Annotated in this window: 17 protein-coding genes; 7 read left to right on the plus strand and 10 right to left on the minus strand. The window is 72.3% G+C overall.

From position 1 onward, the window contains the following. Positions 1-105: 105 nt before the first annotated feature. The 3 genes from B2P18_RS11670 to B2P18_RS11680 are packed head-to-tail and all read right to left on the minus strand — an operon-like array spanning position 106 to position 3,568. Positions 106-1,650, minus strand: a complete 1,545-nt coding sequence (locus B2P18_RS11670; protein ID WP_286959689.1) for a PTS transporter subunit EIIC — start codon at positions 1,648-1,650, stop codon at positions 106-108. Then, positions 1,650-2,579 (minus strand): N-acetylmuramic acid 6-phosphate etherase, encoded by a 930-nt coding sequence (gene murQ / locus B2P18_RS11675; RefSeq protein ID WP_286959701.1) that lies wholly within the window; start codon positions 2,577-2,579, stop codon positions 1,650-1,652. Before murQ ends, B2P18_RS11670 begins: the two co-directional genes overlap by 1 nt. Before the next feature lie 2 nt (positions 2,580-2,581). Beyond that, the gene (locus B2P18_RS11680) at positions 2,582-3,568 is read right to left on the minus strand and encodes a MurR/RpiR family transcriptional regulator (RefSeq protein ID WP_286959706.1); all 987 of its coding nucleotides are present in this window, start codon (positions 3,566-3,568) and stop codon (positions 2,582-2,584) included. 135 nt (positions 3,569-3,703) lie between these two features. Between B2P18_RS11680 and B2P18_RS11685 the strand changes: the two genes are divergently transcribed. Further along, positions 3,704-4,987 carry a cytochrome P450 gene (locus B2P18_RS11685; RefSeq protein ID WP_286959716.1) on the plus strand — a complete coding sequence of 428 codons (1,284 nt, stop codon included), beginning with the start codon at positions 3,704-3,706 and terminating at the stop codon, positions 4,985-4,987. A gap of 4 nt (positions 4,988-4,991) precedes the next feature. Then, positions 4,992-5,471: a hypothetical protein gene (locus B2P18_RS11690; protein WP_286959720.1), complete on the plus strand. Its 480-nt coding sequence runs from the start codon at positions 4,992-4,994 to the stop codon at positions 5,469-5,471. 38 nt (positions 5,472-5,509) lie between these two features. Here B2P18_RS11690 and B2P18_RS11695 read toward each other — a convergent pair whose 3' ends face one another. The 3 genes from B2P18_RS11695 to B2P18_RS11705 form a co-directional block, all read right to left on the minus strand. After that, positions 5,510-5,857 carry a hypothetical protein gene (locus tag B2P18_RS11695; RefSeq protein WP_029212886.1) on the minus strand — a complete coding sequence of 116 codons (348 nt, stop codon included), beginning with the start codon at positions 5,855-5,857 and terminating at the stop codon, positions 5,510-5,512. A 104-nt stretch (positions 5,858-5,961) separates the two neighbouring features. Continuing rightward, the gene (locus B2P18_RS11700; protein WP_286959729.1) at positions 5,962-7,038 is read right to left on the minus strand and encodes a CobW family GTP-binding protein; all 1,077 of its coding nucleotides are present in this window, start codon (positions 7,036-7,038) and stop codon (positions 5,962-5,964) included. Beyond that, positions 7,035-8,381, minus strand: a complete 1,347-nt coding sequence (locus tag B2P18_RS11705; protein ID WP_286959732.1) for a carboxylesterase family protein — start codon at positions 8,379-8,381, stop codon at positions 7,035-7,037. The genes B2P18_RS11700 and B2P18_RS11705 overlap by 4 nt, the downstream gene beginning before the upstream one ends. Before the next feature lie 121 nt (positions 8,382-8,502). On the opposite strand from B2P18_RS11705, the gene B2P18_RS11710 reads away from it, so the two are divergent. Continuing rightward, entirely contained in the window at positions 8,503-8,838 is a 336-nt protein-coding gene (locus tag B2P18_RS11710) for a hypothetical protein (RefSeq protein ID WP_286959734.1), read from the plus strand. Between the two features lie 4 nt (positions 8,839-8,842). Here the strand turns inward: B2P18_RS11710 and B2P18_RS11715 are convergent, their stop codons facing one another. Next, a complete protein-coding gene (locus B2P18_RS11715; protein ID WP_286959739.1) occupies positions 8,843-10,507 on the minus strand; it encodes a nuclease-related domain-containing DEAD/DEAH box helicase in 1,665 nt (554 codons plus the stop codon). Positions 10,508-10,579: 72 nt separating this feature from the next. Then, the gene (locus tag B2P18_RS11720) at positions 10,580-12,043 is read right to left on the minus strand and encodes a hypothetical protein (protein ID WP_286959745.1); all 1,464 of its coding nucleotides are present in this window, start codon (positions 12,041-12,043) and stop codon (positions 10,580-10,582) included. A gap of 117 nt (positions 12,044-12,160) precedes the next feature. Here B2P18_RS11720 and B2P18_RS11725 point away from each other — a divergent pair, with 117 nt between their 5' ends. The 4 genes from B2P18_RS11725 to B2P18_RS11740 all read left to right on the plus strand — a co-directional run bounded on the left by B2P18_RS11725 (position 12,161) and on the right by B2P18_RS11740 (position 16,840). Further along, entirely contained in the window at positions 12,161-13,981 is a 1,821-nt protein-coding gene (locus tag B2P18_RS11725) for a hypothetical protein (RefSeq protein WP_286959748.1), read from the plus strand. A 322-nt stretch (positions 13,982-14,303) separates the two neighbouring features. Further along, on the plus strand, positions 14,304-14,927 hold the full coding sequence (locus B2P18_RS11730; protein ID WP_286959755.1) for a hypothetical protein: 624 nt from the start codon (positions 14,304-14,306) through the stop codon (positions 14,925-14,927). Between the two features lie 637 nt (positions 14,928-15,564). Then, on the plus strand, positions 15,565-16,416 hold the full coding sequence (locus tag B2P18_RS11735; RefSeq protein WP_037215134.1) for a hypothetical protein: 852 nt from the start codon (positions 15,565-15,567) through the stop codon (positions 16,414-16,416). Beyond that, positions 16,409-16,840 (plus strand): PIN domain-containing protein, encoded by a 432-nt coding sequence (locus B2P18_RS11740; protein WP_286959759.1) that lies wholly within the window; start codon positions 16,409-16,411, stop codon positions 16,838-16,840. Before B2P18_RS11735 ends, B2P18_RS11740 begins: the two co-directional genes overlap by 8 nt. A gap of 155 nt (positions 16,841-16,995) precedes the next feature. Here B2P18_RS11740 and xylB read toward each other — a convergent pair whose 3' ends face one another. Together xylB and B2P18_RS11750 are read right to left on the minus strand one after the other, a co-directional pair. Next, positions 16,996-18,426 (minus strand): xylulokinase, encoded by a 1,431-nt coding sequence (xylB, locus tag B2P18_RS11745; RefSeq protein ID WP_286959765.1) that lies wholly within the window; start codon positions 18,424-18,426, stop codon positions 16,996-16,998. Between the two features lie 75 nt (positions 18,427-18,501). Then, the coding region (locus B2P18_RS11750) for a DUF6398 domain-containing protein (RefSeq protein WP_286959769.1) at positions 18,502-20,148 on the minus strand (1,647 nt) is incomplete at its 5' end.

Consider the following 20,148-nt stretch of genomic DNA (forward strand, 5'->3'; position numbering starts at 1 on the left):
CTGCCCCCGCCATCGCGCCACGAGACCTCCCTCACACCCGCCCCCGGTAAAGGCATCGACCGGCCTTCGTTCCCCAGGCCGATGCCTTTACCCCCGGCGGGTCCGTCAGCGAGCGGCGTTCTCGACCCCGGCCCGGCGCCCTGGCTCGGCCGATGCCTCCTCGGACATGCCCGGCTCGCCCACGACGGTCGTGTCGTCAGCAGCGTTGAGGCGCTCGAGCTCGGCCTTGCTCAGGCCGAAGAAGTAGGTCGCCAGGAAGCCCGCGACGTACCCGACGACCAGGCCCCCGGCATACACGGCGATCGCCGCACCGATCCCCCGGCTGCCGTTGGTCAGCGGGAACAGCGCCCACCCGCTCGGGCCGATCGCCGTCGAGCCGACCGTGGTGCCGAGCTGGTTGAGCAGCCCGACGAACATCCCGCCGAAGGCGCCGCCGACGCACGCGGTGATGAAGGGTCGCCCCAGCGGCAGCGTCACGCCGTAGATCAGCGGCTCCCCGACGCCGAGGAACCCGGCCGGCAGCGCCGACTTGATGGTGGATCGGATGCCGGCGTTGTGCTTGAGCCGCACGTAGAGCGCGATCGCCGCACCCACCTGACCGGCGCCGGCCATGGCCAGGATCGGGAGCAGCACCGTGTAGCCCGCCTGCTCGATCAGGGTGGTGTGGATCGGGATGAGCGCCTGGTGCAGGCCGAGCATCACCAGCGGCAGGAACAGCCCGGCCAGGACGAGCCCGGCCAGCGCCCCACCGTGCTGCAGCAGGCCGTTGGCGAGGTCGCCGATGCCCTGCGCGAGCCACCCGGACACCGTCATGAGCGGGAAGATCGTGAGCACGCCGGCCACGAGCACCACGAAGGTCGGCACCACGAGCATGCTCACCGAGCGAGGCGCCCAGCGTCGGGCCCACCGCTCGAGGTAGGCCGCCAGGATCGCGGCCAGGAGCGCGCCGATCACGCCACCCTGCCCGGGCGCGAGCTTCTCGCCCGCGATGGTGACCTTGGCGACGCCGGCGAACGGGATGATCGCCGCGACCGCCCCGCCGAGGATCGGCGTGCCCCCGAACTCCTTGGCGGCGTTCATGCCGACGAAGACGGCGATCAGCGTCATGAAACCGCTGGCCACGGCCGCGAGCACCGGCGTGACCGGCGCCGCCCAGGGCGCCCACCCGCGCGTCACGAAGTTCGTCAGCACGCCGTTGAGCCCGGCGATGATGCCGCACGCGATCAGCGCCGGGATCAGCGGGAGGAAGATGTTGGCGATCCGCCGCAGGAAGGCCTTGACCGGTGTCTGGTTGCGCCGCTTGCGGTCGCCGCGGATCTGCTCGCCGCGCGCGTGCAGCCCCGCTGCGTCGGTGCGTTCGGGAGATTCCGGCCGTATGCCGTCCGCCCCGGCCTCCAGGGTCGCCCCCTCCCCCGCGGCCATGGCGTCGGCCACCTCGTTGACCAGGCCCGGCCCGAGCACGATCTGCACGGTGTCGTCCATGACCACGCCGAGGACCCCGTCGATGGCGCGCAGCCCCGACTCGTCGACCCGGTCCAGGCTGCCGACGGTGACACGGAGGCGGGTGATGCAGTTCTCGACGTCCGTGATGTTGGCGCGGCCGCCGAGCGCGTCGACCGCCTGCCTCGCGATGGTGCGTGGGTCGGCCATCATGACTCCTTCGTCAGTGCGGTGAGGGTGGCCCGCAGGTCCCCGTGGTGCTGGGTGAGGGCGGCGTCGACCTGGGCCGGCGCGAGCCCGGTGAGCAGCGCGAGGGCGGCCGGCTTGGCCCGCCCGCCTTGCTCGTCGAGGGCGCGCTCGACGTCCTGGGGGGGCGCGCCGGTGATGGTGGTGACGATGCGGTGGGCGCGGGCGCGCAGCTTGTCGTTGGTGGCGCGCACGTCGACCATGAGGTTGCCGTAGGTCTTGCCCAGCCGGACCATCGCCATCGTCGAGATCATGTTGAGGACGAGCTTCTGCGCCGTCCCGGACTTGAGCCGCGTCGAGCCGGCGACCAACTCGGGGCCGACGACGACCTCGATGGCCAGGTGCCCCGCGGCGGCGAGCGGCGAGCCCTGGTTGCAGGCGAACCCGACGGCGAGCGCTCCCCGGCGGCGCGCCTCGGCCACGGCCTCGACCGTGTATGGCGTCCGCCCCGACGCCGACAGGCCGACCAGCGTGTCCGCGTCGGTCAGCCCGATGCGGTCCAGGTCCCGGATCGCGAGCTCGCGGTCGTCCTCGGCGCCCTCGACCGCGGTGGTCAGCGCCACCTCGCCGCCCGCGATGAGGCCGACCACCAGCGACGGGTCGGTGTCGAACGTGGGCGGGCACTCCGAGGCGTCCAGCACGCCGAGACGCCCGGCGGTCCCGGCCCCGGCATACACGAGTCGTCCTCCCCGCCGCAGTCGCTCGGTGACCCCCTCGACCACGGCCACGATGGCGTCGAGCTGGGCCTCGACGGCGTCCGTCACGGCGGCGTCGGCGGCGTTCATCGCGACCGCCAGCTCACGCGTGGACAGGGTGTCCAGGTCGGCGTGGCGGTCGTCGATGCTCTCGGTGGTGAGCGCCGACAGGTCGGGGCCGTGGGGCTCGTCGGGCATCGTCATGACTCCTGCAGGTGGGGCTGGCTCTGATCAGCCGGCGTCGTGCGGGTGGCGGTGGTGCTCCGGGCGGCGGATCCCGGTGGCGCACTGGGCGGTTCGCCGTGGCGGTGTCGCAGGGCGTGGTACGAGTCGGCGATGGCCTCGCTCGCCCGGTCGAAGCAGCGTTGGGCGACGAGGGTGAAGAGGACGTCGACGACGAACAGCTGACCGGTGCGCGAGCTCATCGCGGCCGGGCGCACGGGGTGCTCGCGGCCGGGGGCGCTCATGAGGACGTGGTCGGCGACGGCGACGGCGCTGCGCGGGTGGCAGGTGAGGGCGACGGTGCGGGCGCCTCGCTCCTGGGCGATCCGCAACGGCTCGAGCACGTCGACGGTGGAGCCGGAGGCGGACACGACGACGAGCACGTCGCCGGGGCGGAGCAGCACGGCGGCGGTGACGGCCTGGTGCACCTCCGTCAGCCCGCGGGAGTGCAGGCCGATCCGCTCGAGCTTGGCCGACAGGTCGAGCGCCACGAGCCCGGAGGCTCCGACGCCCACGACGACCACGCGCCCGGCGGCCACCACCGCGTCGGCCACCGCGGCCAGGACCTGCGGGTCGAGGCAGGCGGCGGTGTCGGCGATGACGGACCGTTCCTCCTCCGCCAGCGCGGCCAGGACGTCGACGGGCGAGTCGTCGCGGGTGATGTCAGCGGTGACTCGCCCGTCGCGGCCGGCGGAGGACATGGATCCCACCGCCTCGGCGAGACCCAGCCGCAGGTCGCGGTAGCCCCCGACCCCGGCCGCCTGGACCAGGCGCAGGACCGTGGCGTCGCTGGTGCTGGTCGCGGTCGCCAGCTCGCGCAGCGTCATCCGCGAGACACCAGCCGGGTCGTCGAGGATCGCGCGCCCGACGCGAGCCGGGCCGGCGGGCAACGACGGGACGACGCCGCGGACCCGGGCGAGCAGGCCGGAGGCGCCGTTGGAGTTTTCCTCCGTCATTGGAGTCATGCCTTGAAGGATTGCACCAACTCCTCGAGGGGTCAAGGCCACGGTTCGCCGCCCACCCCGTGGGTATGCGCGCCGATGACACCGACGGGCCACCCCGCGTGAAGGCGCCGCGCGACCCGACCTGAGGAGACCACGATGACCAACCGCACCGACGTCACCCGCACCGACCGCACCCTCGACTTCCTCCGTCGCGGATATGCCTTCTCGGACGCCTGGCGGCGCGAGCTGGGCGCCGTCGACCCGCGGTCTGTCGCGCGGATCCCGTTGCGCCTCCTGGGCCGTCGGGCCCTGCTCGTCCGCGGGGACGAGGGCGTGCGCCTGTTCTACGACACCTCTCGTGTCAAGCGGCACGGCGCCATGCCGCTGCCGGTGCGTGGCCCGTTGTTCGGCGCGGGCGCCGTGCACGGGCTGGACGACGACGAGCACCGGCACCGCAAGGCGATGTTCGTCTCCCTGGCCTATGACGACGCCCAGGTCGCCCGGCTCCTCCCCCTGGTCGAGGAGCAGTGGCGCCGGGCCGTCGACCGCTGGCAGCGCGAGGGCTCCGGCGACGTCTACGAGACGGCGGTCCTGGCCTACGGACGCGCCGTCATGACCTGGGCGGGGATCGAGGTCCCCGAGGTCGAGCAGGACGTGTGGGCGCGGCGGCTCGCCCAGATCGTCGACGGTTTCGGCGCGCTCGGCCCCCAGCACCTGTTGGCGTGGGTCAACCGGGCCCGTTGCGACCGCTGGGCCGCGTCCCTGGTCCGGCGCACGCGCGCCGGCGAGCTGCAGCCGCCCGAGGGGACGGCGTTGCGGGTCGTCAGCGAGCACCGCGACCTGCAGGGCCGGCTGCTCGACGAGCACACCGCCGGCGTGGAGCTGCAGAACGTCGTCCGCCCCACCATCGCCGTGTCGCGGTTCGCGGCCTTCGCTGCGCTGGCGCTGCGCGAGAACGCCTGGTGGGCAACCCGGCTCGCCGCCGAGGCCGACGAGCGCGGCACCCTCGCCGGGGGTCGTGAGGCGACCGCCTTCGCCGAGGAGGTGCGCCGCGTCTACCCCTTCGTGCCGATGCTGCCGTCGATCGCCCGCGAGGACTTCACCTGGCAGGACCAGCAGATCAAGGCCGGCGACCGCATCCTCATCGACGTCGTGGGCACCAATCTCGACGAACGCCACTGGGACTCGCCGCGCACCTTCGACCCGCGCCGCTTCCTCGACGTCGACCGCGAGTCGGTCGAACACTTCATCCCGCAGGGCGGGGGCGACGTCCGCACGGGACACCGCTGCCCCGGCGAGAAGATCGCGGTCGGCGTCCTCGCCATCACCGTCGCCGCGCTGAGTCGCCCTGGCCTGCAGGTGGATCCGCGCAACCTGTCCTTCGACGTCACGCGGCTTCCCACCAAGCCGCACCGTGCCCGCGTGCTGGCCGGGCACTGACGTCATGGCCGAGCTCGCGATCACGCTGCGCCTGCCCCTCCCGAGAGAGGTCGTATGGCGCCGTCTGTGGTCGGCCTCTCGGCATACCGCCTCGATCCCGCTCACCGTGGTCACGTCGTCCGCCCCCGAGGGCCGGCTGGACGTCGACGGCACGCTCGTCCGCGCCCGGACCACGGTGGGGCCGTGGGGCTTCGACGACGACATGGAGACCGTCGCGGTGGCCACCCCCGAGGGCGACGGGCCGTGGCAGTGCCGGATCGTCAAGCGGGGCAGGGTGGTTCATGGCGCGATCGACGCGGTGGCCCGCACCGTGGAGCTGCCCGGCGGCCGGTCGGGGACCGAGCTGCGATGGCGGCAGCGCATCACGGTGACCGGGATGCCGCGGGTCGCGGATCCGCTGACCGCGGCCGTGGCGTGGGTGGCCTATCGGACCGCGATCAGTCGGATCGTCAGCGGGGAGCCGGACGCCCGGCACCGACGCTGACGCTGCCGCCCGCCGCTGACGTCACGAGGCGAGACCGCTCACGCGGTCCGGGGGCGGCGCAGGTAACGCCAGAGCAGGAGGGCGAACGCCGGCAGACCGCCGAGGAGCATCAGGATCGGACCGCCCCAGGCCATCCACTCCTGGTGCTCGGGCATCGCCAGCTGCTCGGACTCGAGCTCGTGCCGGAGCCAGAACGCGTAGACCCAGATCACCAGGCCGAGCAGCGCGAGCGCGATGAAGGCCCAGGGCAGCAGCCGGCCGACCAGGCTCGGGCCGCGGGGGGTCTGGTCGTCCGGCACGCCGTCGTCGACCAGGTCGTGCTCCCGCTCGGGACCGTCGACCGTCTCGACGCGGTCCGGCTCGGCGCTGGCTGCGGTGCTCGGCATGGGTCCTCCTGGACGGTCACGGCGATCTCTGACAGTAGTGAACCACCAGCCCCGTCGGTGCGCGCAGGCACCCCTCCGGTTTTCTCCTTCTTTCTGCGGGTGGCTCAGCGGACGACATAGCGCAGCAGCGGCGTCACCCGCTCGGGGTCCAGGACTCCCTCGTCCGACAGGCAGGCTCGTATGTCGGCCGCGACCGCCGCCTCGTCCACCCCCGCGCCGATCGCGACGAGCTGCGTGCGCCGCTCCGCACCCGACGGCCACGGCCCCCGCTCGAAGGCCACCCAGCCACCGACGGCCTGCACGACCCACCGCTGGCGGTGCCCGGGTGCGTCCACCCACACCACCCCCTTGACCCGATAGAGCCCGGCCGGGCGGCTCTCGAGCAGGTCCAGCAGACGACGCGGGTCGACGGGCGACGGGGAGTCCACGCTCACGGACTGCCAGTGGTGGTGGGCATGCTCGTGCCCGTGTGCCTTCCCGTGGTCGTGCTCGTGCCCGTGGTGGAGGTGCCCGTGCTCCTGCTGCTCCTCGCGCAGCTGGTCCACGAGGCTGAGCTGTCCGGTGGGCTCGGGGCGTTCGATGGAGTCGTAGAGCAGGTCCGGGTCGACCTGGCCGAAGCGCGCAGGAACCATGGGCTTCTCACCAACGAGCTCACGGATCACGTTCTCCAGCAGCGAGACTCGATCGGGAGCCACCCGGTCCACCTTGTTGAGCACCAGGAGCGACGCCACCTTGAGGTGGTCGGTCGCGACGGGGGGCTCGTCATACGAGCCGATCTCGTCCCACGCCGCGACGTCGACGATCTCGACGAGACCACCGAAGCGGACCCGTCTCACCTCGCTGCTGACGATCAGCCGCGCGAGCTCGCGCGGCTCGGCCAGCCCGCTCGCCTCCACCACGATGGCGTCGAGGTCGAGCTCGGGGCGCGCCAGCGACTCCAGCGCGCGGTCCAGCTCGGTTGGGTCGGACAGGCAGCACAGGCAGCCGCCGCTGATCGACATGGCCGCGTCGACGTGCCCCGACACGAGGAAGGCGTCGACGTTGATGTCACCGAAGTCGTTGATCACCACGCCGATCCGCCCTCTGCCGGTCCGCAGGAGATGGTTGAGCAGGGTGGTCTTGCCGCTGCCCAGCGAGCCCGACAGCGCGATCACGGGGATGCGCGCCTGGCGGGCACTCACGAGCCGCTCCGTCGAAGCCGCCGCGGCGCAAGGGGTCTCGGCGCCGCATGGGTGAGCACGCCTGGCTCCTGGGGAAGCTCGTCGAAGGGCCGGCCCCACGCGATCGCCGCCCACAGCGCCCGCAGCCGGCGTCCGGCGGCGTCGACGTCGCTCCAGCGGGCTCCGCGCAGGACGGCGGCGTGGCGCCATACCCGCTCGTCGCCGAAGAGCAGGGGGAGCTCGATGGCGTGGCAGGCACCATAGGCGTTGCCGGGCACCGACCACGAGAGTCGATAGCTGCGGCAGGTGCCACCGGCCTGCACCCAGCGGCGCGCGAGGGCGTCGATGCCGCGGCCGTAGACGACGTGCGTCGCGACCTCGTCCAGCACCCGCCGCGCCCGCCCGCCGACCACCGGCAGGCTCGTCACCTTGGCGACGGGCTCGAGGCGCGGGAGGAACAGCAGTGCCTCCTCGGTCGTGCGCCCGATGAACAGGTCGATGTCCTGGGCGACGGCATCCCAGGCGGCCTCCATGTCCTCCTCGGCGGGCAGGGGCGGGTGGGAGTACTGCACCGAGAACGGCATGGCCGAGGGCAACCGGAACGCCCGCGCCACGCGCTCGGCGTCCGCCTGGGCGGCGAGCACCTCCTCCAGCGAGCTGTCCCGGCTCACGTGGGCGGTCGCCTCGGCCATGGCCTGCGCCATGGCCGCTCGAGCGGTGCGTATGCCGAGCGGCGGGCTCTGCACGATCGCGCGGCCGAACAACCCCTCCCCCGCACCCGCGACGGCCAGGTGCAGCACCGCGTCCGCGCCCGCGGACTGCCCCACGGCGGTCACCCGCCCGGGATCTCCGCCGAACGCCGCGATGTTGCGCCGCACCCACCGCAGCGCGAGCAGCTGGTCCATCAGCCCGAGGTTCGCGGCGCGCTCCCCGCCGTCCCCGAGATAGCCGAGCAGCCCGAGGCGATAGGTGACGGACACGACCACGAGGTCGCCCTCGGTGACCAGGGAGGTCGGCTCGTAGCCGGGCCCGTCACCGGTCCCGCTCGTGTAGGACCCGCCGTGGATCCACACCAGGACCGGCAGCGGACCCTCGGCGCGCGGGACCGCCGGCGCCGTCACGGCGACGCGCAGGCAGTCCTCGTCCTGGCGCAGGCCGTGCGTCGCCGGACCGAAGGCCTCGTCGAGGAAGGGCACCGGCAGCTGCGGGGCGGACGGCCCGGGTTCGCGGCAGTCGACCGGCTCTGTCGCGTCGGGCTCAGGCACCGGCGACGCGAAGCGCTCGGCCCTGCCGTAGCGAATCCCCCTAAACTGCACGGCTTCTCCGGCGCGGCGGCCGATGAGGGTCCCGCAGGGTGCGGTCACGACGACGTCCTGGGTGGCGTGCTCCAACAGGTGCTCCCGTTCCTGGGTGGATGACGGTCTCGCTCGGCCCGCCCCACTGGGCTCACCGACCGCACGACCGTATCCCGCCGAGCGTCACGCCGTGCCCGGCTCCCGGTCGGCCTCCTCGACCTGCATCGTGCGGGCCATCGTCAAGAGCAGCGCCAGGCCGCTCGTCGGCCTGGTGCGTCGTGTCGCCCTGCCGATCTCCGCCGGTCTGCTCGCGTCCGGACCGAGGTATGTCGAAGCCCTGACCGCCTATCGCGACGGCGACCCGGACCCGATCCTGCAGGTGTTCGCCGACTCCGCGGTCCGCTCCGCCGCAGAGGGGCGCAGGCTCGGTCACGAGGTGCACGGCATCCACGCGGGATGGTCCGAGATCCGCGCTGCCCCCGACGAGTTCGCGGCGCGCGCGGGCCGACGGGTGCCCCTGCGGTGATGGGTCAGGGCGATCCGAGGCGGCCGATCACCGCGTCGCCGGCCGCCCGCCGGATGACCTCCGGGTCGCCGACCACCACCAGCTCGTCGGTCGCGCGGGACAACCCGACGTAGAGCTTCTCCTTGGCGCGGTCGCGCGGCTCGTGCTCGTTGACGCACAGCACCACGACGCGGCGCTCGAGGCCCTTGCACCCGAGGACGTGCCCGTAGAACACGTCGTCGTCCTCCCAGAACGATCGCCAGTAGGCCTGGGGGTCGTGCTCGTCGAAGCGCTCGACCTGCACCGGGTGCCGCGCGCCGGTGGTGATGAGGGCGACGTCCTGCTGGCGCCAGCCCCGGTCGAGCAGCTCCTCCACCACGTCGTCGGCGCGTTCGAGGGCCTCGTCGGCGGCGCAGGCCACGAGGCGGACGGCAGGCCCCTCGCCACCCATGGGCCGCATCCGCATCGGCGTGAGCGGGGCGAACACGTCGGCGATCTGACGGGTGTTGCGCAGGTTGTGGTCGAGGACGAGAGGGACGAGCGGCACGGGTGGGCGGCCGAACCGGGCGAACACGCGCTGGTTCTCGTCGGTGTAGACGTACAGACCGCCCGTCTCCTCGTCGCGCAGCGCGTTCATCAGCGGTCGCCACCACCCGTCAGCGAAGTCCTGCGCCTCGTCCACGATGACGGCGTCGAACCTCTCGCCGTCGGGCAGTGCGGCGGCCAGGTCCGCCATACGGTCGGGCAGGCGACGCTCCCAGAAGTCGCCGTCCTGCCGGGTGCCGCCCTCGGCACCCCAGGACCGCCCCAGCTCCTCGAAGGTGCCGACGAACGCCGGAGTCCGCTTGCGGCTCAAGCCTTTCAGCTCGCGACGGAAGTACTCCGCCAGACCGATCGAGTAGCACAGCAGAGCCACCCGCTGAGGCGCCCGGTCGTCGCGGCCGCGCGTCAGGTCCTTGGCCTGGGCGAGCGCCAGCACGGTCTTGCCGCTGCCCGCTCCCCCGCGCACCTCGACCCGGTTGAGCAGCCGCGTCACCCCCAGCAGCGTCGCCTGCTCGACCGTGAGTCGGTCTGCGCGCGAGGCGCGTTCGTCGGCCTCGGCCGTCACGTCCTGCACAGGGAGCCTTCTGCCGCGCAGGATCTCGACGATCAGGCTCACATCGTCGTCCGTGGGCGCTCGCTTGTCAGAGGCGCGAGCGGGTATGGCGCGCAACCGATCTGCCAGGTCGCCCTGGTCGCCCCGGCCCTGGATCATCCACCGCGGGCAGTCGGGGGTGTCGAAGTCGTCGTCGATCGCCGTGTAGGGCATGACCACGGCGTGGCTCCATCGGATCCGGGTGCGCGACGAGTCGCGCCACCGTGGGTCGCGCTCGACGTAGTCCCTGATGGCATAACGGGTCTGGCGGGCCTGGCGGACGGGGTCGATGCGTCGCCGGCCGTCGCCCGAGGTCGTCCACCATCGCCCCTTCGCGTCGCGCGAGCAGCTGCCTCCCTTGACCTCCACCACCACGATCCCCTCGCCCGGCAGCAGCAGGACGAGGTCGGCCTCGTGGTCCTTGGTCTCGTCGGTCAGTCGCAGCCCGGACAGCACCACGGCGTCGTCCGGCAGGGCAGCGACCAGCCGCTCCCACACCTCCCGCTCGCTGTTCGTGTCGTGCTGCGGATCCTGCGGTATCGCCCGAGCCGTCATCGCTGCCCCCTCGCAACCTCGTTGCGTGCAGGCTAGGCAGGAGTCGTGGCGCGCCGTGGGCAAACGGCAGGATCAGCCGACCTCGCCAGCCCGACGTAGGGCGATCGAGGCCCACAGGCCGAGGGCGTATACACCCCGCGGGTTCCCCGTCCACCCCGTGCCGGCGCGGTCGACCAGCCCGAGGTACTCGGCCATCGCGACGGCTCGGTCGACGACCCGCGCCCGTCCTGCACTCCCTGACTCTCCGGTCCGCCAGAGCCCCGACCAGCCCCCGAGGAAGTCGGTCAGCTCCTCACGGGTCGCGGGCCGCTGCAGCGCCCAGGCCACCTGGCAGGCATAGATCCACACCGCCTCCTGAGCGCCGATCAGGTCCACGTCGCGGTGGGCGGCGATGGTCTCAACGGTCGCAATGAGAGCCGAGGCACCGGGGTTCGCGTCGCCCCTGGGACCAGCGCCTGGCAGGAGCCGGGGTTCTTGCAGCACCACGAGGTCCATCACGACCGCCGTCGCAAACAGGCGCTCCAGCGCGACACAGTCCGCAGCGCTGCGCCAGGCATAGGTGCCATCGGCGCTCTCACCACCGGGTCGCCGGTCCAGCTCCAGGGTCTCCCACAGGTGGGCGGCGTCGGCACGCTTCAGATTTCCTGTCGCGGTGAGCTGCACCTCTCCCGCCTCCCGGACCCAGGCGACGAAGCGCGCGAGGTCCTGCAGGAAGGGGATCGTGTCCCAGGCGTCGTCGAACACGTCGGGGGTGACGTCGGGGGCGTCGGCGTCGAGCTGCGCGTGCCCCGCGACCATGCCCAGCAGGGCCAACGCGTCGCCGGCGGCGTGGTCCAGGTAGTCCTTCAGCGGCCGCGAGTCCGGGCCGACCACGGCTGGCACCACCCCGGGCCGGAAAATCTCGTGGGCGATGTCGGCGACCAGCTCCTCGAGGCCGTCGTCCTCCGGGCCGAGGCCGTCACCCCCACCGACGGTGCCGAGATCGGGGATCGTCGGGAGCGACATACCTCCCCCTGGCAGCGGCATCAGGGCCCGCCGCTCGTCGTCCGGGAGGGCGTTCCACTGCTCCATGATCTCGGACAGACGCGTCTGGACCTCGTCCAGGTCAGCCGCCCCCAGCAGCGAGATGCCCCGGCTCTCACCGAAGTCCATCAAGACCTTGTTCTGGCCCCAGGCGGTCCGGTCACCGCCGTGCTCCTGGACGTAGGACGCCCCCTGGCGCGCCTCCTTGGCCAGCAGCTTGGCCTCCCCCGAGCCGTGCGACAGCCGACCGGTGCTCCGCAAGAACCGCACGAAGGTCTCCACGGTCTGCGCGGCGGTCTCGACGTCAGGCGCGGCCACCGGCCCGTGCGACAACCATGCCTGCTCGTAGGTCTCTCTCACCGACCCGCCCGGCCACTGCGTCGCCGCCAGGTCCTGCCTCATCTGGCGCAGCCCGAGCAGGGTCTCGAGGTGATCCTCGTCGTAGGCACGCTTCTGCTTGCCGGCCCACGTCCGCAGGGCTGCCATCAGGTCGTCGAGATTGGTCGGCTCCATGGACAAGACCCTAGAACAGCCCACCTTGTCCACAGCCTGTCGCGTTCCGGAGGGCGGGCGTGCCCCACCTGTGGATGACGGGCCGGCCCGGGGATGGACGGGCGGCAGGCTGGCCGTATGCCGACCTCAACTCACCCCTACGTGCGATGGCTCGCGGCCAAGACGACCGACGAGCTCAAGGACCTCATGACCGTGCGCCTGACGTCGTTGCGCCGCAACGGCTACGGACCGATCAGCCCGCGTGACCTCACCCAGCTCGCGACCATGCTGGGCGACCCGGACAACGTGCTCCCGGACGTTCGGCGCATGGCCACTCCCTATCTCCACCTCCTGCGGGTGATGGCCGACCGCGGGGGGTCGATCCCCGAGGCCGACGCGGTGGACGTCGTGCGGGGCGCCCCCGAGGACGTGGCGACGGTGGTGGGCGCCGCGGTCGCGTGCGGCTACGTGGGCCGCGCCGATGGCTGGCTGCACCTGTGCCCGGGCCTGGACGAGAGCATCCGTCGGACCACGTCCGCGCCTCCGCCAGACGGCGTCTCGCTCGAGGGGCCGACGCCGCCGCTGTGGCCCGTCGATCAGGGAGCCATCGATGATGCGGCCGCCACGGCCTTGCGTCGGTTCGTCATACGACTGCTGGCTGTCTGGGAGCGCATCGCGCGCGAACCGGTGCCCACGACCACCTGGAGCGAGGTGGGCCGCAGGCAGATCAGCCGCCTCGCCCGCGTCACGGGCTCCACGACCGACGAGGTTCGTATGGCGTTGCGCGCCGGCCTCACGCTGGGAGTGATCACGTGCGACCCCCAGGGCGTGGCCCCCGGGCCGCGGTGGGACGCCACGCTGCTGATCGACCCCTCCGAGATCGTCCTGGACGTCATCTGCTCGTGGGGTCTGTCGGGCGTGCACTGGACCCAGGAGCGCAGCCGCCGCTGGGAGCTCCTGCCATCCCTGTCGAGCACCCTCCACGACTGCGGGCTCTGCTGCCAGGCCCGCGCCGAGCTGCTGTCCCTCCTGGCGGACATGCCAGAGGGGTACGCCACCTCACCGGTCTTCGCCCAGGCGTGCGCGCACTGGCGGTCGCCGCTGGCGCATCACTGGCACGGGGACGACGAGGTCGTCTGCGATCTCGCGGTCACCAGCACGGTGGACCCTGACGCGCGGCTGGAGCCCGCCTGGCAGGAGTCGCAGCTGCTCGGGCTGCACGCCCTCGGCGGCACGTCGAGCCTCGGGCGCGCCTACCTTGGCGAGCAGGCCGGCGAGGAAGCCATGGTCGCGGTGCTGGAGGACTGGCTGCACGGCCTGAGCTGGGGTCAGCGGTGGCACGCCGACCCGGTGATGGCGGACCCGGACCGGTGTCCCCCTGTGCTGGCGCGGATCTTCGGCACCGAGACGCTGGACACCCTGCAGGGGCCAGGGCAGGACTCCGAGCTGGACACGGTGGACGACGCGGTCGAGGTCGGGTGGGGAGACTGGGAGCGCCGGGAGCACGAGGCTGCGCTCGAGATGGGCGAGTTCCACCTCCATGCCGCCGCCGAGGAGATCACTGGTCGCGTGGTCGCCGACGACCTGGGGGCGTGGGGCGACACCCCCGACGTCGTGCGACGGGTCAACACCCGTCTCAGCGACGAGGAGGTGCAGCTGCTGTGCACGGCCCTGCGCGGTCCGGAGCGTCTCTACCACCTCGACATCCGCTACCGCACGGACCAGGACGGGATCACCGACCGACGCGTCAGCTTCTGCATCGGCGGCTACTGCGACGGCCGGATGAAGGCCTACGACCACACCCGTGACATGGCCATGTACTACTACTTCTCCCAGATCCACGCCGTCTCTCGGGTCCCGGCCGATGAGTACGCCGCGCTCGACGAGCGGTTCGACGTCGACCGGATGGACGTCAGCGACGACGATCCTGCCGAGGAGATCCACCTCGCGAGCAGCTGACCGGGCGCAGGGCACCCCGGCCAGCTGGGTCCGCTGGTGGACGCTCAGGACTCGAGGCGCTCCACCGTGCCGAGGAGCAGCAGGTAGGACAGGGCTCCGAGGGCCGACGGCACGGCGACGTAGAGCCGCGCGGACGTGACGTCGGTCTCGGTGACCAGATCCCCGATCAGCGGCGTCGCGATCGACTGGACATGCCGTCTCCCGCACGCTCGGCCAACCGGCGAACGGCTGAGGCGACTTCGGCGGAATCCCCCTCCGCCCGCCCGTCCACCGGGCAGAGTGATCCGTGACGGCCGAGGGGCCGTCCATCAGGGGGAAGCACATGCACCGCATCACCATCGTCGGGATCGCCGCGCTCGCGGTCGCCGGCTGCAGCTCGACGCCGACGCCCGCCGCGCAGGCACCAACGCCGGTCAAGACCGTGACGGTGACGGCCAGCCCGGTGGCCTCCACGAGCCCAGCCAGTGCGGTTGTGCCATCCCCCGCCGGCAACGCGGGATCCGCCACCCCAAAGGCCACAAAGACTCTGGACCCGAGGACCGTCGTCAAGACGAAGCGCCCGACGGTCCAGGTGGTCTGCGGCCCGGAGAACGACCAGATCAGGACGCCGGAGGTTCGCGGGATCACCTACGACCAGCAGATGGAGTGGTCCGGCTCCGAGGCCGTGGTCACCGCACGCGCGAAGTCCGGGTACCGCATCGCCGACGGCTACAAGACCCGGTGGACGTTCACCGACAAGGCCACCCGATGCGGGACGCCGACACCGACCAACCCGACGCAGGAGTGCCGCGTCTACGACTCCACCGGTGTGTGCCGCACTCCGGAGGAGCAGGCCGAGCACGAGGCCTGGATCAACGACCAGGTCGAGGAGGCCGATCGCATCGCCAGGGAGCACGCATGCCCAGACGGGCTCTACTGGTACGAGGACGACCAGGCATGTCGATGAGATCCCGACGCTGGGCGACTTGCGCCGCGGCGGTGGCGTTCACGATGTCCGCGTGCAGCGCCGTGACGAACACGCCGTCGCCAGCCGCTCCGACCCCCTCAACCGTCACCGTGACCGTCACTCCCAGCATCACCGCCTCGGCAACGGCAATGCCTTCCGCAACCTCCCCCTTGGCGACACCGACCCCAGCCAGCCGGGTGATCACCCGTGTGGCTCCCACGCCGACGCGGGCGCCGAAGGCCCGACCCCAGTCGAGGCGATCGAGGTCGCAATGCCCCGCCACGTGGCCGGGCGAGGTTTGCCGCCAGTGGGCACTGGGCAACCTTTCCCGCGCCAGGGCCGAGTCGAAGGCCAAGGCCAACCTTGAGAAGCTCAAGTCTGAGGGCGTCAGTCCGGGCTTCCTCGACGCCTACGAGAACGGCGAGAACTTCGTCACCTGCCCTGATGGTACGCAGACCCAGGACGAGTGCCCTTGACCAGTGACCACCGCGAGCTTCCCCTCGGGCGATGGCCGCGCCGGTTCCGTGAATCCGTAGCTCGATGCGCGGCGTGTTGCTGACTCGGGCTCGCTAGGCGAGCGGTGTCCGACGTGGCCTTTATGGTGGAGTGACCAGCGACCAGGAAGGCTGTGGTCCCGATGACGCGCGAGTTCGACATCCGGCTTGTCGGTCATGACGCCGCCGACGGCACCCTGCTCGCAGGCGACGCCGTGGCGATCATCGACGCCTTCAAAGACGTCACGTACCGGCTGACCCGGGCCGTCGCCGAGCGACCTGGTCTGGGCAGGGCAGCGGCCGAGCTGGAGAGGCTGGCTTCGGTGCGGGTGGCCTTGCGCCCAGGGAGCACACGGGTCGTGTTCACCGTGGGCGACGACGCTGCGCTCGACATCGACCCCTTGGCCGCCAAGGTCGACGAGACCTTCTGGGACATCGTCGACGGCATGGCGCACGATCGTCGTCCGCCGGCGATCTCGGACTCGGTGGCGGCGGCGGTGGACGATCTGATCGTCGCGCTCGGCAAGGCTGCTCGCACGGTGGAGGTGTCCGTGCCCGGAGTCGGCTCCCAGACGCTCGAAGCGGGTGCTGTCAGCCGGGTGCCCTGGCAGCGCCGGACGTCGTTGCCGGGTGAGGCCACCATGCACGGGGTGCTGGAGATGGTGGATGCTCGCACCGGTCACTTCCGGGTCCGTGATGACGCTCACAACGCCATCGAGCTCCTTGACGTGCCGGAGCCGGAGGCTGCCGCCACCCTGGTGACCCAGAGGGTCACCGTCGTGGGTCCGTTCATCGGGGGCGAGGGGACTCGCCGACCCCGCATGGAAGGCCCCCGCGTCAGCAGGGCTCGCGACATCGGCGAGCTCCTGGGGATGACGGCTCCACCCGTCTCCCTGCGTGTCGCCATCGCCGCTAGCGAGGCGGTGCCCGCCGCAGAACCGTTGGACCTGACCGACGACGAGCTGGATGACTTCTTGGCGGCGATACGTGCTTGAGGGAGTCGTGCTCCTTGACACCGATGCGTTCAGCAAGGTGGTGATGACGGCGCGCGACCGCGAACCGCAGGTCGCAGACTGGCGGCGTCGTCTCACCGGGCGCACGATCGTGATAGCAGCCCAGACCGAGGGTGAGCTGCGGTTCGGTGCGTTGTCCGCCAGGTGGGGACCGGCCCGCCTCGCCGGGCTGGCGGCTCCGCTCGCCCGTCATGCGACGGCACCGGTCACGACCGAGGTCGTCAAGGCGTTCGCCGAGGTTCGGGCCGCCTGCCGGGCTGCCGGTCACCCCCTCGCAGACAAGCTGCACATGGGCGATGCCTGGGTCGCGGCCACCGCCATCGCGCACGACCTCCCGCTGCTCGCGGGGGATCGCATCTATCGCGACGTGCCCGGTCTGCGACTGCTTGAGGTCACCAGTCGCTGACACCCCGGCCTCGTCGACCATGAAGTCACAGACCCCAACGACGCGGGCCACGAATTGGCCGTCGTCATCGGTGGCGGCGGAGGGCACGGGGCGGCACGCCATACATCGCCGTGAACGGCCGGCTGAAGTGAGTCGCGTCGACCAGGCCGCGCGACTCACGTGGACCAGGGGCGCACCTCGCGATAGCGCGCGAGCACCTGCGGCCGCGGATCGGCCGGGACGCACTCGGTGCGCAGGGAGGAGGACCAGTCCGGCGGCTCCGGCGTACCCGTCAGCACCCAGGCGGCCTGCCGGGCGGCGCCACGCGCGACGTACTCCCCCGAGTCGGGGATGGTCACGGAGACCCCGAGGACCTGCGGGGCGAGCACCTGCACCGCGCGGGAGCGGCTCCCACCCCCGACGAGGGTGACGTCGTCGACCACGACGCCCTGGGCGCGGATCGCGTCGAGCCCCTCGGCGAGCAGGCACAGCACGCCCTCGACGGCAGCGCGGGCCACGTGCTGGGGCGTCATCGTCGCGAGGGTGAGGCCGTGCAGGCTCCCGGTCGCACCAGGGAGGTTGGGGGTTCGCTCGCCCTCGAGGTACGGCACGAGCACCAGGCCGTCGGCGCCGCTGTCGCCCTCAAGCGCCAGCTCGCTGAGCTGGTCGTGCGTGACGCCGAGCAGCCGGGCCGTGGCGTCGAGGACCCGGCTCGCGTTGAGCGTGCAGGCCAGCGGCAGCCAGGCCCCTGCCGCGTCGGCGAAGCCCGCGACCAGACCCGTCGCGTCGTGGGTGGGGGTGGCCGACACCGCCGCGACCACCCCCGAGGTGCCGACGGAGACGCTGGTGTGGCCGGCCGACAGCCCCAGCCCGAGCGCGGCGGCGGCATTGTCGCCGCAGCCAGGACCCACGACCAGGTCTCGCGGCGAGCGCCCTCGCACGCGTCCCACCTGCTCGCTTGGCCCGGCCACCCGCGGCAGCTGGATGTCGGTCAGTCGGTCCCGGGTGGCGAGCGCCAGCAGCTCGCGCCGGTAGTCGCCGGTCCCCACGTCGAGGTAGCCCGTCCCGGACGCGTCGGACCGGTCTGTCACCAGGTCGTCGAGGGAGCCGGCGCCCCGAAGGCGCCACGTCAGCCAGTCGTGCGGCAGCACGACGCCCGCGACGCGTCTCGCGTGCTCGGGCTCGTGATCGACGAGCCAGCGCAGCTTGGCCACCGTGAACGACGCCAGCGGGACGCTGCCGGTCGCCTCCGCCCAGGCCCTCCTGCCGGCGCTCGGGTCACCGCCACCGAGGTCGGCGACGAGCTGGTCGGCGGCGTCGGCCGACCGGGTGTCGTGCAACAGCAGAGCAGGCCGTATGACGTCACCACCCTCGTCGAGCGCCACCATCCCGTGCTGCTGGCCCGCCACCGACACGGCCGCCACGTCGTCGAGCCCGCCCGCCCGGTCGACCGCAGCCTCGTAGGCCGTCCACCAGTGGCGCGGGTCCACCTCGGTCGCGTCCGGGTGCGGCGCCGAGCCACGACGCACCTCCTCACCGGTGTCAGCGTCGCAGACGACCACCTTGCAGGACTGGGTGGACGTGTCGACGCCGGCAACGAGAGGCATGCCGGACACTCTCCCATCCCGACGCCCGCCCCCGGCCCCTCCGATCGCTTCGCCTCTCGCCAAGGACTGCGCGGATCAGCCTCGCCGTGCCGCCTCGCGCTCCTCCACCAGCTCGGCCCGCTCCTCGGCCACGAGCCACGACGGGTCGACGTTCTCCAAGGATCCATAGCTCCACTCGGATCGATAGATGCCCAGCACGCCCAGGAGGGTCGTCGCGCGTTGGCTGACGCTCCCGGACGCGATGCCGCACGCCTCCATCAGGTCGCCCATCGTGACGGGGCCGTACGGACTGGTCAGTTCGTTGACGTTCGCCACGATCCAGGCGATGGCGCCGGCGGCCGTGTCGACCCGGCCCCGCATCAGCACCCGGTGGTCGGTCCGCGCGATCGCCGCCAGGACACGACGGCAGGCCGTGCGCGCCTCCACCCCGTCGAAGAGGTCCTCCATGACGGTGTCCAGCACGGCGGCGATCGCGGTGACGCGGTCACGCGCGGCCTCCGGGACGCCGGTGAGGTCCAGGGGCTCGTCGGGCAGCGGCTCGGTGTCCAGGGCGTCGAGCACGTCGCGGCCCCCGACGACGGAGGCCAGCGAGTCGAGGAGGTAGCCCTCCATGCCGGACTCGGTGATCGCGGTGGCCTCGCGCATCTGACGGCGGCGCTCGCGAGCCTCGGGCGTCGTCATACGGCTGCCGTAGAAACGCTCCGCGGCGTCGATCGCCGCGATGACGCGCTCCTCCTGACCATCGGGCCACGAACGCACCCGCGCCGCATGCCTCGTCATGATCCTGAGGGCCTCCGGCACCAGCGGCCAGACCTCGTCGGTCAGCGGCAGGTATGGCGCGACCGACTCCAGGATCCCCACGACGGCCGCCTCGGACAGGTCGAGCGGGTCGCCTCCGCGCGCCAAGGGCCCCGTCACCATCACCCAGATCGCGTCGTACAGCTCCGGGTCGTCGGGCAGGTCCATCCCCCCGATGATCGCCAGGGCCATGGCCCGCTCGGGCAGGTCGACCTCGTAGAAGATCCCGTCGACGGGGTCGTCCGGACCGAGGTCGAGCGGGGCACCGTCCAGGGGCAGGGACTGACCGGCCCTGGGGTCGCCGCCCTCGGGACAGGTGGCCAGCGACACCTCGAGCAGCGGCTGGCACATGGGCCAGGTGTCGGACACCGGCCCCTCCAGCATCTCGTTGTGGCGCGCGATCGCCAGCTCGAGCCGGGCGCGGACATCGGCATGGCTCAGCTCCGTCCACACGGCATCCTCGGTGCCAGGAGATCGCTCCTGCATCCAGGCCCAGATCTGGTCGATGGTCTGGGGTGCGTAGAACGCGTCCTTGACGATCGTGCCGAGCGAGTAGTCGACGTAGACGAACCAGGTCACCACGCCGCCGTCGGGGAGCGACAGCTGCAGGTAGAGGTTCTCGCCACGATCACCCGGCGAGGTCATGTGCGCACCCCGGACGGGCACCTGCTGGGCGAGCGCCTGCAGAGCTGCGGGCAGGGGCTGGGTGCGGCGCATGAGCGTGCGACGGATCGTGACCGACAGCTCGTGGTCCACCATTGGCGCCAGCGCGGCCAGCAGCGCCGTGGTCTCGCGCACGTCGACACCGATGAAGCTGTCGACTAGGTCCCCGGCGGACCATCCCACGTCGGCCGGGTGGCGCATCGTCCAGGCGATGCCGGAGGCCATCATGGCCACGGCCCAGGGGTCGTCGGAGCGCAGGGC

Source organism: Arsenicicoccus sp. UBA2120, assembly GCF_002330965.1.
In the GTDB taxonomy this organism is placed as follows: Bacteria; Actinomycetota; Actinomycetes; order Actinomycetales; family Dermatophilaceae; genus Arsenicicoccus; species Arsenicicoccus bolidensis.

What these genes read in the sequence shown, in the direction of transcription:
- B2P18_RS11670 (WP_286959689.1), bottom strand. Translation starts at nt 1,650, where the DNA reads ATGGCCGACCCACGCACCATCGCGAGGCAGGCGGTCGACGCGCTCGGC.
- murQ (WP_286959701.1), bottom strand. Translation starts at nt 2,579, where the DNA reads ATGCCCGACGAGCCCCACGGCCCCGACCTGTCGGCGCTCACCACCGAG.
- B2P18_RS11680 (WP_286959706.1), bottom strand. Translation starts at nt 3,568, where the DNA reads ATGACTCCAATGACGGAGGAAAACTCCAACGGCGCCTCCGGCCTGCTC.
- B2P18_RS11685 (WP_286959716.1), top strand. Translation starts at nt 3,704, where the DNA reads ATGACCAACCGCACCGACGTCACCCGCACCGACCGCACCCTCGACTTC.
- B2P18_RS11690 (WP_286959720.1), top strand. Translation starts at nt 4,992, where the DNA reads ATGGCCGAGCTCGCGATCACGCTGCGCCTGCCCCTCCCGAGAGAGGTC.
- B2P18_RS11695 (WP_029212886.1), bottom strand. Translation starts at nt 5,857, where the DNA reads ATGCCGAGCACCGCAGCCAGCGCCGAGCCGGACCGCGTCGAGACGGTC.
- B2P18_RS11715 (WP_286959739.1), bottom strand. Translation starts at nt 10,507, where the DNA reads ATGACGGCTCGGGCGATACCGCAGGATCCGCAGCACGACACGAACAGC.
- B2P18_RS11720 (WP_286959745.1), bottom strand. Translation starts at nt 12,043, where the DNA reads ATGGAGCCGACCAATCTCGACGACCTGATGGCAGCCCTGCGGACGTGG.
- B2P18_RS11725 (WP_286959748.1), top strand. Translation starts at nt 12,161, where the DNA reads ATGCCGACCTCAACTCACCCCTACGTGCGATGGCTCGCGGCCAAGACG.
- B2P18_RS11730 (WP_286959755.1), top strand. Translation starts at nt 14,304, where the DNA reads ATGCACCGCATCACCATCGTCGGGATCGCCGCGCTCGCGGTCGCCGGC.
- B2P18_RS11735 (WP_037215134.1), top strand. Translation starts at nt 15,565, where the DNA reads ATGACGCGCGAGTTCGACATCCGGCTTGTCGGTCATGACGCCGCCGAC.
- xylB (WP_286959765.1), bottom strand. Translation starts at nt 18,426, where the DNA reads ATGCCTCTCGTTGCCGGCGTCGACACGTCCACCCAGTCCTGCAAGGTG.